Below are 15,824 nucleotides of genomic sequence, written 5' to 3'. Positions count from 1 at the left end.
AGCACCGCGGGCGCTGGGAAAATCAACACTGTGAACCGGATGGCGGCGCTGCGCGGCACGATCGCGGGCGAGGTCGACACCTCCGAGCGACGGCGCGCGGAGTACTCCTCGGACGCGTCGAACTATCGGGTTCTCCCGGCCGCGGTCGTCTTTCCCCGCACCGACGAGGACGTCGCGATCACCCTGGAATTCGCCCGCGATCACGGCCTGCCGGTGACCGCACGCGGCGCGGGAACGTCGGTGGCGGGCAATGCGATCGGTCCCGGACTCGTCCTCGACTTCAGCAGGCATATGAACCGGATCGTGTCGATCGATCCGGCCGCGCGCGTGGCCACCGTGCAGCCGGGCGTGGTGCTGTCGGAGTTGCAGCGGGCGGCTCGTCCGCACGGGCTGCGCTTCGGGCCGGACCCTTCGACCCAGAATCGCTGCACGCTCGGCGGCATGATCGGCAACAACGCCTGCGGACCGCGCGCCGTCGCGTGGGGCCGCACCTCCGACACCGTGCGCGCACTGCGCATCCTGGACGGCACCTGCACCGAACGCACGCTGGCCGCCGACCTGTCGGCGGTGCCGGGTCTCGCGGAATTCGGCCGGGCCAATCTCGCCGTGCTGCGCACCGACCTGGGGCGCTTCGACCGGCAGGCGTCCGGGTACGGCTTGGAACATCTCCTTCCCGAACGGGGCGCGTCGGCGGCGAAGGCGTTCGTCGGCAGCGAGGGCACCTGCGGCCTGCTGCTGGACGCGACGGTCGACCTGGTCGCGCTGCCCGCGGCCACCGTCCTCACGGTGCTCGGCTACCCGGACATGGCCACCGCCGCCGACGACGTCGCCGCCGTGCTGGCCTGCGCGCCGATCGCGGTCGAGGGCATCGACGCGCGGCTGGTCGACGTGGTCCGGGCGCACCGGGGGCTGGTGCCCGACCTGCCGCGCGGCGGCGGTTGGCTCTTCGTGGAGACCGCGGGCGAGACTCCGGCCGACGCGCTGGCCGTCGCACAGCGGCTGTGCCGGACGGCGGGGGCGATGGACACCCGGATCGTCACCGATCCCGGGACCGCCGCGGCGCTGTGGCGGATCCGGGCCGACGGCGCGGGGCTGGCGGGGCGCACACCCGACGGGCGACCGGCCTGGCCGGGGTGGGAGGACGCGGCCGTTCCACCCGCGCGGCTGGGCGCCTACCTGCGCGATTTCGCGGCCCTGACCCGCGACCACGGCGTCGACGGACTGTTGTACGGGCACATCGGCGACGGCTGCATCCACGTCCGCCTCGATCTCCCGATCGCCGACGCGCCACGCCGTTTCCGTGCCTTCCTCTTCGACGCGGCGGAGCTGGTCGTGCGGCACGGCGGTTCGCTCTCCGGCGAGCACGGCGACGGCAGGGCCCGCTCCGAGTTGCTCTCGGTGATGTACTCCCCCGCGGTGCTCGACGTCTTCGCCGGCTACAAGGCGCTGTTCGATCCGGGCGACGTCCTGAATCCGGGTGTCCTGGTCGCGCCGCGGGCGATCGACGCGGACCTGCGCCTGGCGGGAGTTCCGGACGTCCGGCCGTCGAGCGGCTACGTGCTGTCCGAAGACGACGGCGATCTGGGCGTCGCGGTCCATCGCTGCGTCGGCGTGGGCAAATGCCGCGCCGACGGCGGTTTCATGTGCCCGTCCTACCAGGCCACCCGGGACGAGAAGGACAGCACGCGCGGGCGGGCGAGGGTGTTGCAGGAGGTGGTGCGCGGCGCGTTGCCCTGGTCGTCGGAGGCCGTCGCCGAGTCGCTCGACCTCTGCCTGTCCTGCCGGGCGTGCCGGTCGGACTGTCCGGCGGGCGTGGACATGGCCACCTACAAATCGGAGACGCTGTATCGGCGCTACCGCCATCGGCCGCGCCCGATCGACCACTACTCGCTCGGCCAGTTGCCCCGGTGGTTGTCCGTGGCGAGCCGGATGCCGCGGGTGGTGAACGCGCTGTCCGGGCGAGTCACACTGCGCCGTGCCGGTTTACGAGCGGCCGGCATCGATCCGCGCCGTGACGTACCGCGCCTGGCCCCGCGCGGCTTCCGCCGGATCTGGCGTGATCTGGACGGGGGCGCCGCACTGGCCGAGTCGTCCTACGCGCCGGAGGAACGGGGTGGTTCCGGCGAGGTAATGCTGTGGATCGATACCTTCACCGACGCGTTCGCCCCGGAGATCGCCCTGGCCGCGGCACGGCTGCTGTCCGCTCTCGGCTACCGGGTCCGGATTCCGGAGCGACGCGTCTGCTGCGGACTCACCTGGATCAGCACCGGTCAGCTCGACGGCGCCCGTGCGCGGTTGCGGGCCACCTTGAGCGCGTTGGAGCAGCACGTGGGCGCGGGCGGCCTGGTCGTGGGACTGGAACCGTCCTGCACCGCGGTCCTGCGCGCCGACCTGACGGAATTGCTGCCGGACGACCCGAGATCGGCCCCGACCGCCGCCGCGGTGCGCACCTTCGCCGAATTCCTCGCCGAACAGCCGACCTGGCGTCCGCCGAAGCGAACCGGGCAGTCGGTGGTCGTCCAGCCCCATTGTCACCAGCATGCGATTCTCGGATTCGATGCCGAGCGCCGATTATTAGCCGGCATGGGAGTCGGGGTGACGGAAATCACCGGATGTTGCGGGCTGGCGGGAAACTTCGGAATGCAGGAAGGCCATTACGACATTTCGGTGGCGGTGGCCGAGAACGGCCTGCTTCCCGCGCTACGCGCCGCGGGCGAGGACGCGATCTTCCTCGCCGACGGCTTCTCCTGCCGCACCCAGGCCGCTGCCCTGGCCGGTCGACAGGCGTGGCATCTCGCACAGTTTCTGCTGGGCGAGTGATCCTTTCGCACGCGCCCGCCGGCAATCCGGGCGGGCGCGCCGCGTGTGTCAGCTACCGAACGGCAGGGTGCCGGGCGGGATCTGGTAACCCGAGCTGCCCGCGGAAACCCCGCCCCAGGCGTTGAGCAACCAGTTGAGCAGATTGGTGATCATTCGAACCTCCGTCATTGCTACAGCCAGCTATTTGCCGAACGAAATCGATATCGCCTTGAATCTCGTTCCGTTACATCGGATTGCGGAACGATAATAATGCACGATAGATATAGAAAGACTTCTGGTGTGGTCCAGATGATAATCGTGGTGTCCGGCCGGAGGGTGCTGTGCCGCCGCGCGCCGCACCGGGCAGAATGGGTGCGGTGCGCAGCGTGACGGTCGAGCCGGAAGCGAGCCGGACGGTGACCACGGATCGGCCGATCGATCTGGCGTGCACGCTCGCTCCGCTCGGCCGCGGCACCGGCGACCCGTGCCACCGGGTGACCGGCGACGGCGCCCATTGGCATGCCTCCCGGCTGCCGACCGGGCCGGTCACCTACCGGTTGGCCCAGTCCGGCCCGTGCACTGTGCGGGCAGGGGCGTGGGGGCCTGGAGCGGCGGAATTCCTCGCGGGTCTCGAGCACATGCTCTGCCTGGACGAGGACGTGTCCGCGTTTCTCCCGGATCACCCGAAGCTCGCCGATGCCCACCGCCGCTTCCCCGGACTGCGTATGTTGCGCACAGGCCTGGTCTTCGAAGCTTTGGTGCCCGCGGTGCTGGAGCAGAAGGTGCACACCGTCTCCGCACGGGCGTCGTGGCGGAAGCTGGTCCGGCAGTACGGCGAACCGGCGCCGGGTCCAGCGCCGGACGGAATGCGGCTACCGCCGGACGCCGACACCTGGCGGCGGATTCCCTCCTGGGTCTACCACCGGGCCAATGTCGGACCGCAGCGCGCGCAGACCATCGTGCGTTCGGCTCGGATCGCCGAGTCGCTGGAGCGTGCCGCGCGCGCCGACCCGGCCGAGGCGGCACGCATGCTGCGCAGTGTGCCCGGTATCGGGGTGTGGACCGCCGCGGAGATCGCGCAGCGGGCTTTCGGCGACGCGGACGCGCTGTCGGTCGGCGATTATCACCTAGCCGCCGCGGTCGGCTGGACTCTGCTCGGCCGTCCGATCGATGACGAGGCGATGGTCGAATATCTGGAACCGTTGCGTCCGCACCGCTATCGAGCGATTCGCCTGCTCGAAATCAGCGGCCACTTCCACAAACCGAAGTTCGGCCCTCGCACCGCCCTGACGGACCATACCTGGCACTGAGTCACATCTTTCACATGCGCCTCGTAGGGAACCGTTTTTCTCCGATTTTGCACATTCTTTATCAGTCGCAGCGGCCCCCGGCGAAGCGAAACTAGAGTTCGCCGCGCCACACTCGGCCATCGCCGCATTCACATCGGTACGCGAGCGGGAGCCGTGGTCAGATCGCAGGGGCTTCGGTATGGCGCCGCATCTCATCGTCGAACCACACAACTGCAGGGGGTTGTCAGTGGAGCAGAGGCCACTTGGGGATACACCGCGGTCCAGATGCCAGTTCTACCGGCGGGAATGTGATCTGCCCGCCATTGTCGACCCACCGGGACTCGGCCGGATCGTGCTGCGCGCCGGATCGGTGTGGGCGTTGACCATGCCGAGCAGCCTGGGTCAGGCGGTCAAGGCGCATATGCAGAGCAAACGTGTCCGGCTCGGCCCCATCCTGGCGCACCCGCGCTCGAACCGATGGACCTTCTTGATCGCGCCGGACCTGCCCGAAAACGACACGCGCCTGTTCGCGGAATTGTTCCGGCTGAACGTGTCGGTATCCCGCACCGGATCGACGATCGCGCTGCCATCCCCGACCGCTTCGGTCGGCGCGATCCGAACCTGGATCGTGCCGCCGCGCAACGGGTTCCGACCGTCCGGGCGGGCGGTGGTCGCGGCCATCCGCGCGTGGGCGGATCCGGCGCCGCGCCGCCGTTGAGGGCAGGCGGAGCGCGCTGCGAGGACGTGCCGGGAAATCGTGGCCGGGTCGGGATACCGGCTCGATTTTCGGCAGGCTGTTCGCCCTACAGCGCCGGTCTGCGGCGGTAATATCGGGCCGCGCGTGAGTGCGTCCAGCGGGGAGTGCTGGGTTCTCGGTCCGTACACGTCTGCCGCGGCAGACAACGAAGGAGTCCAATTCGTGAGCATTCAAGGCAACGCGAACATAGACCTGACCGGCGCCACGTGGCGGAAGGCCGGAGAAGGGCCGGGGAGCGACAGCGTCGAGGTGGCGCTACTGGCGGACGGCCACGTGGGAATGCGCAACGGAAAGGACCCGGACGGGCCGGTGTTGATCTTCACGCCCGGCGAGTGGGCCGCCTTCACCGCAGGTGTGCAAGACGGTGAGTTCGACCGGCCGCGATAAGGCGCGGCGGCTTCCGAAGATCACGGAACGACGCATATTCGGCAACGAAAAGACGTTTGCCTGGTTCCGAGACGGGTAGCCCACTATCTGTGGACCGTGGGCTCAAGAGTTCCCATCCCCGGCACAAGAAATTACTGCCGGATGATTGGGTGGAATGGCTGATCGTCGCGCTGTTGTTCGCAGTGTCGGCGGTCGGAGTCTTCGTCCTCACCCACTCGCTGCTGTCGGCGTTGCTCGTCGGCCTGCTGGTGTGGGTCGTGGCCCTCGGTGTCGTAGCCATGTTGTAAGGGTGCGCCGACCGGCCGGGGATCGCCCCGGCCGGTCCTCCCAGCCGCTAACGGCGAAACAGCTTGTTGCCCAGCCAGACCAAGGGATCGTATTTGCGGTCGGCCACCCGTTCCTTCATCGGGATCAACGCGTTGTCGGTGATCTTGATATGTTCCGGGCACACCTCGGTGCAGCATTTGGTGATGTTGCACAGGCCGAGCCCGTGCTCGTCCTGTGCCAACTCGGTCCGGTCGCCGACGTCCAGCGGATGCATCTCCAACTCGGCGATCCGCATCAGATAGCGCGGCCCCGCGAACGATTTCTTGTTCTCGTCGTGATCACGTACCACGTGGCAGGTGTTCTGGCACAGGAAGCATTCGATGCACTTGCGGAATTCCTGGGAACGCTCCACATCGACCTGCTTCATCCGGTACTCGCCCGGTTTGAGATCGGCGGGCGGCGTGAAAGACTGGATCTCGCGGGCTTTCTCGTAATTGAACGATACGTCCGTCACGAGATCCTTGATCACGGGGAAGGTGCGCATCGGCGTCACCGTGATCACTTCGTCCTCGGTGAAGGTGGACATCCGCGTCATGCACAGCAGGCGCGGCCGCCCGTTCACTTCGGCCGAGCAGGAACCGCACTTGCCTGCTTTACAGTTCCAGCGCACCGCCAGGTCCGGCGCCTGGGTGGCCTGTAGCCGGTGGATGATGTCGAGCACCACCTCGCCCTCGTTCACCAGCACGGTGAAGTCGTGCAGTTCTCCGCCGTCGAGATCGCCGCGCCATACGCGGAATTTGGCGTCGTAACCCATCGTTACGCCTCTCGCTCCGTCGAATGCCCGGCCGCGGCCGGGTGCCCGGCGAGTTCATCCGGGGTGTAGTACTTCTCGAGCTCGCCGAGATCGAAGAGGGCGAGCAGGTCCGATCGCATCGGTTGCTGATCCTTGCGCGTCACGGTGACGCCCGGGATCGGATCGTCGGCCGTGCTCGGATCCACCGCGCAGACCAGCAGTTTGTTGCGCCAATCGGGATCCATCGACGGGTGGTCGTCGCGGGTGTGCCCGCCGCGGCTCTCGGTCCGCAGCAGCGCCGCGTGCGCCACACATTCGCTGACCAGCAGCATGTTCTGCATATCGAGGGCGAGATGCCAGCCGGGATTGAACTGGCGGTGGCCCTCCACGGTCACCTGACGGAACCGGGCGCGCAACTCGGCGAGCTTGTCGATCGCCTCACGCACCTCGTGTTCCTTGCGGATGATGCCGACCAGGTCGTTCATCGTCTGCTGCAGATCGGTGTGCAAGGTGTACGGGTTCTCGCCCTTGCCGTCGGCAGGAGGATCGAACGGAGCGACGGCGGCCTTCGCGGCCTTCGTGACGTCGTCTTCCGAGACCGAGGGCCGCGCGCCGAGCTGCTCCACGTAGGCGGCGGCCCCGAGTCCGGCCCGGCGACCGAATACCAGCAGGTCGGACAGCGAATTCCCGCCCAGGCGATTGGAGCCGTGCATGCCGCCGGAGCACTCGCCCGCGGCGAACAGTCCCGGCACCGTGGCCGCGCCCGTGTCCGGATCGACCTCGACACCGCCCATCACGTAGTGACAGGTCGGCCCCACCTCCATCGGCTCCTTGGTGATGTCGACGTCCGCGAGTTCCTTGAACTGGTGGTGCATCGAGGGAAGCCGCCGCACGATCTCCTCGGCGGGCATCCGGGAGGCGATGTCGAGGAAGACGCCGCCGTGCTCGGTGCCGCGCCCTGCTTTGACCTCTTCGTTGATGGCGCGGGCTACCTCGTCACGCGGCAGCAGATCGGGCGTGCGGCGTGCGGAGTCGTTGTCGCGCAGCCATTGGTCGGCCTCTTCCTCGGTCTCGGCGTACTGCCCTTTGAAGACCGGCGGAATGTAGTCGAACATGAACCGCTTGCCCTCGGTGTTCTTCAGCACCCCGCCGTCGCCGCGCACACCCTCCGTGACCAGGATGCCCTTCACGCTGGGCGGCCAGACCATGCCGGTCGGGTGGAACTGCAGGAACTCCATGTTGATCAACGTCGCGCCCGCGCGCAGCGCCAGCGCGTGCCCGTCACCGGTGTACTCCCAGGAATTCGAGGTCACCTTGTACGACTTGCCGATGCCACCGGTCGCCAGCACCACCGCCGGGCTCTCGAACAGGATGAAGCGGCCGGATTCGCGCCAGTAGCCGAACGCGCCGGAGATGCGGTCGCCGTCCTTGAGCAATTCGGTGATGGTGCATTCGGCGAAGACCTTGATGCGCTTCTCGTAGTCACCGGTCTCGGCGAAATCCTCCTGCTGCAGCGAGACGATCTTCTGCTGCATCGTGCGGATGATCTCCAGGCCGGTCCGGTCACCGACGTGGGCCAGCCGCGGGTAGGTGTGGCCACCGAAGTTGCGCTGGCTGATGCGGCCGTCGGGCGTCCGATCGAACAGCGCGCCGTAGGTCTCCAGTTCCCACACCCGATCGGGCGCTTCCTGGGCATGCAGTTCCGCCATGCGCCAGTTGTTCAGGAACTTGCCGCCGCGCATCGTGTCCCGGAAATGGACCTGCCAATTGTCCTTTTCGTTGGCGTTGCCCATCGAAGCCGCGCAGCCGCCTTCGGCCATCACGGTGTGGGCCTTGCCGAACAGTGATTTGCACACCACCGCGACCGACAGCCCGTGTTCTCTGGCTTCGATGACCGCTCGCAATCCGGCGCCGCCCGCTCCGATCACGACGACGTCGTAGTTGTGCCGTTCCACTTCTGCCATGCAGAAAAACTCCTCGATGAGGCGGTCAGTCGATGAACCGCAGATCCGAAATCGTTTGGCTGGCAACCAACATGACGTAGAAGTCGGTCAGCACGAGCGTGCCGAGAGTGGTCCAGGCCAGCGCCATGTGCCGGGTGTTCAACTTGGAGACCTGCGTCCAGAACCAGTAGCGCACCGGATGGCCGGAGAAGTGCTTGAGCCGTCCGCCCGCGATATGCCTGCACGAGTGGCACGACAGCGTGTACGCCCACAGCAGGATCACGTTGACCAGCAGCACGATATTGCCGAGGCCGAAACCGAAGCCGCCGGATTTGCCGTGGAACGCGACGATGGCGTCGTAGGTATTGATCACCGAAACGATCAGGGCCACATAGAAGAAGTAGCGGTGCGCGTTCTGGATGATCAGCGGCAGCTTGGTCTCGCCGGTGTACTTGGCGTGCGGCTCGGCCACAGCGCAGGCGGGCGGTGAGAACCACACCGACCGGTAGTAGGCCTTGCGGTAGTAGTAGCAGGTCAGGCGGAAGCCGAGCAGGAAGGGCAGCACCACGAAGCCCAGCGGCAACAACACCGGCAGTTCGCCGAACGGGGTGCCGAAATGGCTGGAGCCCTCGACGCAGGAAGTGCTCAGGCACGGTGAGTAGAACGGGGTCAGATAGTGGTAGTCGGGAACCCAATACGCCGTGCGCACATACGATCTGACCGTCGCGTAGATGACGAACGCGGCGAGTCCGAGCACCGTGACGAGTGGGGGGATCCACCATCGGTCGGTGCGCAATGTGCGTTCCGAGATCCGGGCCCTTGTTCTGCTGAAAACGCCGGTGCCCGCTTCCGGGGCGGCGGTCGGTGCGGCACTCACAGGTGGATGCCTCGCTGATCTTGTGTGCGGGTGGTCATCGTTACCTCCGCAATCGAATGTGATGCTGAGCACCATACGACACGTGCGCTATGGATCGAGCGGGGTCTCGACAAACCAAGCCCGCCGTCAACCGTATGATTTGCGCCACATCCTGCGTGCCGCTTGATTGCTTACGCCGCGTAGCGGGCTAACCGGACTTTTCGAACTCGACTCGCGTGAAACAAGATTCGGGCGAGGCGGTCGCCGATACCGGATGGGGTGATCGCGCCGGGCGCTTCGAACTCGCGACAACGATGCGGGCGGCTGTGGTAGCGGGTCCGATCGAGGAACTTGCCCTCACCGATTTGCGACCCAGAAGGCGGTGCGGGCGTGATTCCAGTGCCTGCGGCCCCGGGCGTCGCGCCCGCGGTCTCGATTGCCGTCGAACCGGCCCGGCATAAATTTGCCGGTCGAACCGGCGTCGCACCTTGGTTACCCGTCGAACCGGCGTCGCCCTTGATTGCCCCGTCGAAGCGTGGTTGCGCTGGGTGGCTGGTTGAAGCGTGGTTGCGCTGGGTGGCCGGTTGAACCGGCGTCGCGCTGGGTGGCCGGTTGAACCGGCGTCGCAATTGTGGAGGGTCGAACCGGCGTCGCCCTTGATGGCCCCATCCAACCGGCTTGGCACTCGTGGCCCGGATCTGCGCAGGCTTTGCGGCGGAAGTGCCGCTTCGGCGACCGGTATGACATCGACCCCGGGATCGACGTGAGCGGCGATGGTGAGTCGAGCGGTCACGGAACACACGCCGGTCGAGCCGGTGCCGACGACGGCGGTCGATCGCGCTCGAGAGCGGCGCGGCCCCGCAACGTGCCGACGTTGTGCCGAGCTATGGCGCACGCAGACGCCGCGCACCGAGGGCTTTGGCGCGTTCGGCCACGATCTCCGCCCTGGTCGAACGCGGCCCCGCTGACACGCGGGCCCGGCCGCCGCCCGGCCTCAACGCACCGTGATGGGCGGCTTCGCGCCGCCCAGCACGGATTACTTCGTCCGCGGCCGGGAGTGGAAGCCGAGCCCCTCGTCCTGCGCGCCCATCCAGGCGGCTTCGTCGGACTTGCTGTCCGGCACGTAGATGACGTCCTGCGCGCTGCGCCGCACCTCCGGCGGCGGTGACTTCTCGAACTCGTCGGCGTCGATGACGAGCCGCTCGAGGTCGTTCTCCAGCCTGCGTACCGTGCTGGCGTCGCCGTACTGGTTGCGCAGTACGCCGATGGATTGCCGGAGCTGGCCAACCGCGTAGCGTAGTTCCGCAAGTTCGCTGCGTGTCATCGAGACCTCCTGAAATTCCTGGCGGATCTGCGAACTCGATGCCGTGGTGCACGGTTGCCCCTTTGCCTTGGACCGCGCGACATCAAGTTGTGTGACCCACCGCACAACGTGATCTACAACACAGTACAGAAAGATTTTGTTCCTGGCTCGTGCCGGGCCGAAATCAGATGATTGCCCCTCGGTTGCCGAAGGTCAGCCGGCGGCGGCGTACCCGGTGGCCGAGCATGCCGCGGCGAAGGCTCGTTCCACCAGTCCGGCGATGGACAGCGCGACTTCTTCGGCCCGTTCGAGCATCACACTGTGGCCGGCGCCCTCCAGGCGGACCAGCTCGGCGCCGGCCAGTTGAGAGGCCAGTGCCACCGAGTGCGCGAACGGGAAGATGATGTCCGCAGACCCTGCCAGCACCAGCGCGGGGATGACGCCGAGGTGGTGCAGGGTCGCCGTCTCGTCGAAGGTGATCAGCGAGTGCAGGAACCCGGCCATGGTCAGCAGCGGCGTTTCGTTCAGCATCGCGGTGGCCAGCGCGGTCATGCGCGGACTCGCCTTCTTGGTGCCGAATTCCGCCTCGCGCAGGATCGGCGTGCACAGGCGACGAGTCAGGCGCCTGGACGCCCGCATCACGCGTGGGGCGCGGGTGACGGCCACTTGCAGCGAGTTCACCGCCCGCCGGTTCAAAAGGCGCGCCAGCCCGACCTCGGTGATTCCGGCGGCCGCGGCCGCGAGCAGCCCGACGCCGGTGATCCGCGTGCCGATGGCCTCGGGATGAAGGCGGGCGTAGGCGAGTACCACCATGGCGCCCATGGAATGGCCGACCAGGATCACCGGCCCCGTCGGCGCGGCCGCGCGCAGCACGGCGTCCAGGTCGTGACCGAGTTGCTCGATGGTGTAGGTCGACGGGTGCGCCGCCCCGGATTCGCCGTGGCCGCGGTGGTCGTAGAACACCATCCTGGTGTCGCTCCCCCACCGCCGCAGCAGCAGATCGCGCAGGTAGGACCAGGATTCGGTGCGCAAGCAGTGGCCGTGGACGAAGACCACGGTGGCGGTGGCGTCGTCGGCGCCGAAGACGCGGACCGCGAGGGGAATGCCGTCATCGGCCGACACCGTGACGCGGTGGCCGTCGTGATCGACGGCGCGGCGGGCGATGCTCGTGGACATGGCACTCTCCTGTGAGCGAGGCGCATGATCGGCGCTCCTGCCCAGTTGTCGGACTGGATTTCCGCGCCGTTAGCGGCACACGCCTGCCGTTACGCACACGTTGCGCAATTGAGGCTGCCGGTCGATCGGGCAGTCGTCAGGGGGGTCCACAGGAAAATCTACGAATGAATAGCTCAGAAACTAGATTCCTTTAGATTGCGCTGCGCAACTTCAGGCTTCCGCGCGAGCGGCAAGGAGAATCTGCGTATTTCTAGGAGAAATCCGAGACTTGCGAATAATCCGCGAGCGGCCGCCCGCCGCGGCCCACGTCGGGCGGCCGCGACGGGCGGGCGGTGATCAGGACCCCGCGCGGGGGCGCGTAGACGGCAGGAACGGGCGCAGGAGGTTTTCCTCCGTCGACGGACCCATCTGCCACTCCGCGATCCACGGCCCGGTTCCCTCGCTCGGGTCGAGCACGCCCTCCTCCAGCCACTCGTAGCGGCCGTCGAGCACGCCGCGGGTGAGGGTGCGGTCGTCATCGTCGGTGTTCTCCCACAGCGAGTCGAACAATCTGCGCACGCGCACGCGAGACTGCCTGCAGAAGGCGTCCGCCAATTCTTCGGCCGCCTTGCTCTCCGGCGCGTCGGCGGCGCGCAGTGCCTCGGCCCGTACGCAGGCCGCCGACATGGCGAACAGCTCGGCGCCGATGTCGACGATCCGGCCGAGGAAGTTCTGCCGATATTCCAGGCCTGCCTGCCAGCGGCCCATCGCGTACATCAGCGACCTCGCCTGCTTGCGCGCACTGCGCTCGACGAACCGCAGGTGCCGGGCCAGTACGCCGAATTCGGTGTACGCCGCGGGCACCGTCCCCGCTCCGACCGCCAGCTGCGGGAACCACTTGGCGTAGAAGCCCGTCGCTCCGACCGCCGCCTTCGCCTTGTCCTTGAGCTCGGCCTTGCGGTCGACCAGCGCGCCCGCGGCGGCCATGTGCGCGTCGGCCATCTCCCTCGCGATCAGCAGCCGCATGATCTCGCTGGAGCCCTCGAAGATGCGGTTGATCCGCAGATCGCGCACCAATTGCTCGGCCGGAACGGCCCGCTCGCCCCGCGCGGCGAGCGAAGCCGCCGTCTCGTAGCCGCGTCCGCCGCGGATCTGCACCAGTTCGTCGGCGATCTGACAGCTCATCTCGCTGGCCCACAGCTTGGCCAGCGCGGCCTCGATCCGGATGTCGTTGCGGCCCTCGTCGGACATGGTCGCCGACAGATCCAGCGCCGCCTCCAGTGCGAACGTGGTGGCCGCGATGAAGGCGATCTTCTGCCCCACGGCCGCGTGCTCGCCGACCGGCCTGCCCCACTGCACGCGCTGCGTGCTCCACTCGCGCGCGATCTTCAACGACCACTTGGCGGCGGCGGTGCACAGGGCGGGGATGGCGAGCCTGCCCGCGTTCAGCGTGGTGAGCGCGATCTTCAGGCCGTCGCCCTCCCGGCCGATCAGGTTGCGCTTGGGTACCCGGACGTCGTGCATCCGGGTCAAGCCGTTCTCGATGCCGCGCAAGCCCATGAAGGAGTTGCGCCGCTCCACGGTGATGCCCGGTGAATCCGCCTCGACCACGAAGGCCGAGATGCCGCCGCGATGCCCCTCGCTCTTGGGCACCCGGGCCATCACCACCAGCAGTTCGGCGACCACGCCGTTGGTGGTCCACAGCTTCACGCCGTTGAGCACGTAGGCCTCGCCGTCTTCGGTCGGCGTCGCGGTGCTGGCCATCCTGGCCGGGTCGGAGCCGACATCGGGCTCGGTGAGCAGGAACGCGCTGACCGCACCGGCCGCGCAACGGGGCAGGAATTCGGCCTTCTGCTCGTCGGTGCCCGCCAGCTTGAGCGGCTCGGGCACACCGATGGACTGGTGCGCCGAGAGCAGGACGCCGAGACTCGGGTGCGTCGAGCCGACCAGCATCAGCGCGCGGTTGTAGCCGAGTTGGGAAAGACCCTGGCCGCCATACGATTGCGGGATCTTCAGGCCGAAGCAGCCGAGCTCGGCCAGGCCCTTGACGTACTCGTCCGGGATCCGGCTCTCCGCTTCGATCACCGATCCGTCGATGGACTCGCACAGCGTGCGCAGCCGGGACAGGAACGCCTCCGTGCGCTCGGCCTCCTCGGGGCCGGGCTGCGGATACGGGTGGATCAGGTCGAGCCGGAACCGTCCCAAGAACATCTCCTTGGCGAACGACGGCTTGGCCCAGCTCGTTTCGCGGGACTCCTCGACCAGTGCGCGGGCCTGTTCTTCGGTGGCGTCGACTTTCGCGGCTGTCGCCATGATGTCCTCCCTCGGACGTGATCAGGATCACATCCGAGTGTAGGAGGGTTTGTTACCCATCGGTAGGGCTGCTGGCCGAGATAAATCTACGAATATCTATTGATCTTGGAAGAGATGGCCATAGTCGGCAATGCATCGCCGGGCGACGCTCAGACCGAGCGTAGATACCGGCCGAAGTGCGGCACCGTGAAGCCGATCGTGCCGCGTTCGGCGGAGTAGATCAGCCCTTTCTTGATCAGGCCGTCGCGGGCGGGGGAAAGGGAAGCCGGTTTGCGGCCGAGTTCGTTGGCCACCGCCGCGGTCGCCACCGGGCCGTCGTCGCCGGCCAGGTCGGCCATGGCGCGCATGTATTCGCGTTCGGCGGGTGTAGCCCGCTCGTAACGGGACCCGAAGAACCCGACCGCCAGCTCCTCCTCGGCGGCGGGTGAGGCCACCTCGACGTCCTCGGCCGTGATCGGACTCTCGGGCGCCTGATCCCAGGCGGCCTTCCCGTAGGCCTGCACGAAATACGGGTAGCCATCGGCCTTGCGGTACAGCGCGTCCAGCGCCTCGTCGGTGAACTTCACGTCTTCGCGCTGGGCGGGCGCGATCAGCGCTTGGTCGGCGGACTCCCGGTCCAAGCGGTCGATGCGGTGGTAGCTGAACAGTCGCTCTGAGTAGCTCTTCGAGGCGGAGAGCACCGCGGGCAAGTGCGGGAGGCCCGCGCCGACCACGATCAGCGGCGCGGCGTCCTGGCTCAGTTCGTGGCACGCGCCGCAGATCGCGGAGACGTCCGCGGGCCCCAGATCCTGCATCTCGTCGATGAAGATCGCGATGCCGACGCCGATGTCGCCGGCCAGCGCCGCCGCCTCGACCAGCAGTTCCACCAGATCGATCTCGATGTCGCCGGAATCGGCCCGACCGCTGACCGCGGGCACGTCGATGCCGGGTTGCCAGCGTTCCCGCATGCCCTTGTCCGCGGTGGCCCGCAACGCGAAAGCCTTGAGGATGCCGAGGAAGTCGTCCACCCGCTCCGGATTCCGGTGCGACGTGGCGATCGCTCGCGCCGCCATGTGCAGCGCCGAGGACAGCGGGCGGCGCAGGTCCTGGTCCGGCCGCGCCTCGATCTTGCCGGTGCCCCAGCCCCGGGATATCGCCGCGGAGCGAAGTTGGTTGAGCAGCACCGTCTTTCCGACCCCTCGTAAGCCGGTGAGCATCACACTGCGTTCCGGGCGGCCGCGCGCGACGCGTTCGAGCACGATGTCGAAAGCAGTGAGTTGCTTGTCGCGCCCGGCTAATTCGGGTGGGCGCTGTCCCGCTCCGGGGGCATACGGATTCCGCACGGGGTCCATGCCCTGACACCGTAGCGCGTTTCGTCCGGATAATCTGGGCGCGTCTACGGCGTGTCCTAGAGAGCCCTAGCGGTCCGTATTGCACTATTGCTCTCGCCGCCGGTTCTCTAGGCTGGTGGCGGTTCGCCAGAATGGTCGCGCGGTATCGACGCGCGGGAACGGAGGGGGCATGTCCGACGAACCGAACCCGCCCGGCCTCGCCGAAGTGGTCGGGTCCTGGAATGTCCCGGCGGGCGCCACGGTGGCCCAGCGCATCCGGTCCAACATCCTCGTCGCGATCGAACGCGGCTACGACGATCCCCAACTGGTCGCCGATCTCGCGGTCGGGCCGCTGGTCATGGCGCTCGGCGGGCTCGAGGTCGAACTGGCCGAGGCGCGCCGCAGGATCGACGAACTCGAGCGCACGGTGCACGGCTCGCGGTCCTGACCCCGGTGCCCGTACGGGAGCGAAGTCGTCCTTTCGGTGACCCGGCCCCGCCGACCGAGATCCGGTCGTGACCCGAGTCCCGATGGCCGTTTTCCGCCTACGGTGTCGCGGCCCCGGTGGTGATGGAAAAGTCGCAGCTCTGTGCGCTGGACAACATCGCGTCCGCACCGTAATCTTCTCGTGACTTAGTGGAACAAGTCGCTT

The 15,824-nt window shown here is 67.7% G+C and carries 13 protein-coding genes; 6 read left to right on the top strand and 7 right to left on the bottom strand.

What is annotated here, in order from left to right:
* The first annotated feature begins 39 nt into the window (after nt 1-39).
* The 5 genes from ABZ420_RS18180 (at nt 40) to ABZ420_RS18160 (ending at nt 5,519) form a co-directional block, all read left to right on the top strand.
* Nucleotides 40-2,820 (top strand): FAD-binding and (Fe-S)-binding domain-containing protein, encoded by a 2,781-nt coding sequence (locus tag ABZ420_RS18180; RefSeq protein ID WP_357123830.1) that lies wholly within the window; start codon nt 40-42, stop codon nt 2,818-2,820.
* A gap of 356 nt (nt 2,821-3,176) precedes the next feature.
* Entirely contained in the window at nt 3,177-4,109 is a 933-nt protein-coding gene (locus ABZ420_RS18175; protein WP_357123740.1) for a DNA-3-methyladenine glycosylase 2 family protein, read from the top strand.
* A gap of 358 nt (nt 4,110-4,467) precedes the next feature.
* The gene (locus ABZ420_RS18170; RefSeq protein WP_357123737.1) at nt 4,468-4,806 is read left to right on the top strand and encodes a DNA-directed RNA polymerase subunit beta; all 339 of its coding nucleotides are present in this window, start codon (nt 4,468-4,470) and stop codon (nt 4,804-4,806) included.
* Nucleotides 4,807-5,007: 201 nt separating this feature from the next.
* Nucleotides 5,008-5,232 carry a DUF397 domain-containing protein gene (locus tag ABZ420_RS18165; RefSeq protein WP_040871258.1) on the top strand — a complete coding sequence of 75 codons (225 nt, stop codon included), beginning with the start codon at nt 5,008-5,010 and terminating at the stop codon, nt 5,230-5,232.
* 89 nt (nt 5,233-5,321) lie between these two features.
* A complete protein-coding gene (locus ABZ420_RS18160; protein ID WP_357123734.1) occupies nt 5,322-5,519 on the top strand; it encodes a hypothetical protein in 198 nt (65 codons plus the stop codon).
* A gap of 47 nt (nt 5,520-5,566) precedes the next feature.
* Here the strand turns inward: ABZ420_RS18160 and ABZ420_RS18155 are convergent, their stop codons facing one another.
* The 7 genes from ABZ420_RS18155 to ABZ420_RS18125 form a co-directional block, all read right to left on the bottom strand.
* A complete protein-coding gene (locus tag ABZ420_RS18155; RefSeq protein ID WP_040871255.1) occupies nt 5,567-6,313 on the bottom strand; it encodes a succinate dehydrogenase/fumarate reductase iron-sulfur subunit in 747 nt (248 codons plus the stop codon).
* Nucleotides 6,314-6,315: 2 nt separating this feature from the next.
* Nucleotides 6,316-8,256: a fumarate reductase/succinate dehydrogenase flavoprotein subunit gene (locus tag ABZ420_RS18150; protein ID WP_357123731.1), complete on the bottom strand. Its 1,941-nt coding sequence runs from the start codon at nt 8,254-8,256 to the stop codon at nt 6,316-6,318.
* A gap of 25 nt (nt 8,257-8,281) precedes the next feature.
* The gene (locus tag ABZ420_RS18145) at nt 8,282-9,112 is read right to left on the bottom strand and encodes a hypothetical protein (RefSeq protein WP_357123728.1); all 831 of its coding nucleotides are present in this window, start codon (nt 9,110-9,112) and stop codon (nt 8,282-8,284) included.
* Nucleotides 9,113-10,127: 1,015 nt separating this feature from the next.
* A complete protein-coding gene (locus tag ABZ420_RS18140) occupies nt 10,128-10,415 on the bottom strand; it encodes a hypothetical protein (protein ID WP_040871251.1) in 288 nt (95 codons plus the stop codon).
* A 192-nt stretch (nt 10,416-10,607) separates the two neighbouring features.
* Nucleotides 10,608-11,570, bottom strand: coding sequence for an alpha/beta hydrolase (locus tag ABZ420_RS18135; protein ID WP_357123725.1), 963 nt, complete (start codon nt 11,568-11,570; stop codon nt 10,608-10,610).
* A 336-nt stretch (nt 11,571-11,906) separates the two neighbouring features.
* Nucleotides 11,907-13,862: an acyl-CoA dehydrogenase family protein gene (locus tag ABZ420_RS18130; RefSeq protein ID WP_357123722.1), complete on the bottom strand. Its 1,956-nt coding sequence runs from the start codon at nt 13,860-13,862 to the stop codon at nt 11,907-11,909.
* A gap of 149 nt (nt 13,863-14,011) precedes the next feature.
* On the bottom strand, nt 14,012-15,193 hold the full coding sequence (locus ABZ420_RS18125) for an ATP-binding protein (protein WP_357123719.1): 1,182 nt from the start codon (nt 15,191-15,193) through the stop codon (nt 14,012-14,014).
* A gap of 169 nt (nt 15,194-15,362) precedes the next feature.
* Here ABZ420_RS18125 and ABZ420_RS18120 point away from each other — a divergent pair, with 169 nt between their 5' ends.
* On the top strand, nt 15,363-15,620 hold the full coding sequence (locus tag ABZ420_RS18120; RefSeq protein ID WP_357123717.1) for a hypothetical protein: 258 nt from the start codon (nt 15,363-15,365) through the stop codon (nt 15,618-15,620).
* Nucleotides 15,621-15,824 lie beyond the last annotated feature (204 nt).

Origin of the sequence: Nocardia sp. NPDC005745 (assembly GCF_040630775.1) — a bacterium.
In the GTDB taxonomy this organism is placed as follows: domain Bacteria; phylum Actinomycetota; class Actinomycetes; order Mycobacteriales; family Mycobacteriaceae; genus Nocardia.
Note: the sequence above shows the minus strand (reverse complement) of the source record. Positions and strands in the feature narration are given on the sequence as shown.

Bases quoted from the DNA above. Each gene is read 5' to 3' on its own strand.
- ABZ420_RS18120 (WP_357123717.1), top strand. From the start codon at position 15,363: ATGTCCGACGAACCGAACCCGCCCGGCCTCGCCGAAGTGGTCGGGTCC.
- ABZ420_RS18130 (WP_357123722.1), bottom strand. From the start codon at position 13,862: ATGGCGACAGCCGCGAAAGTCGACGCCACCGAAGAACAGGCCCGCGCA.
- ABZ420_RS18155 (WP_040871255.1), bottom strand. From the start codon at position 6,313: ATGGGTTACGACGCCAAATTCCGCGTATGGCGCGGCGATCTCGACGGC.
- ABZ420_RS18180 (WP_357123830.1), top strand. From the start codon at position 40: ATGGCGGCGCTGCGCGGCACGATCGCGGGCGAGGTCGACACCTCCGAG.
- ABZ420_RS18125 (WP_357123719.1), bottom strand. From the start codon at position 15,193: ATGGACCCCGTGCGGAATCCGTATGCCCCCGGAGCGGGACAGCGCCCA.
- ABZ420_RS18135 (WP_357123725.1), bottom strand. From the start codon at position 11,570: ATGTCCACGAGCATCGCCCGCCGCGCCGTCGATCACGACGGCCACCGC.
- ABZ420_RS18150 (WP_357123731.1), bottom strand. From the start codon at position 8,256: ATGGCAGAAGTGGAACGGCACAACTACGACGTCGTCGTGATCGGAGCG.
- ABZ420_RS18140 (WP_040871251.1), bottom strand. From the start codon at position 10,415: ATGACACGCAGCGAACTTGCGGAACTACGCTACGCGGTTGGCCAGCTC.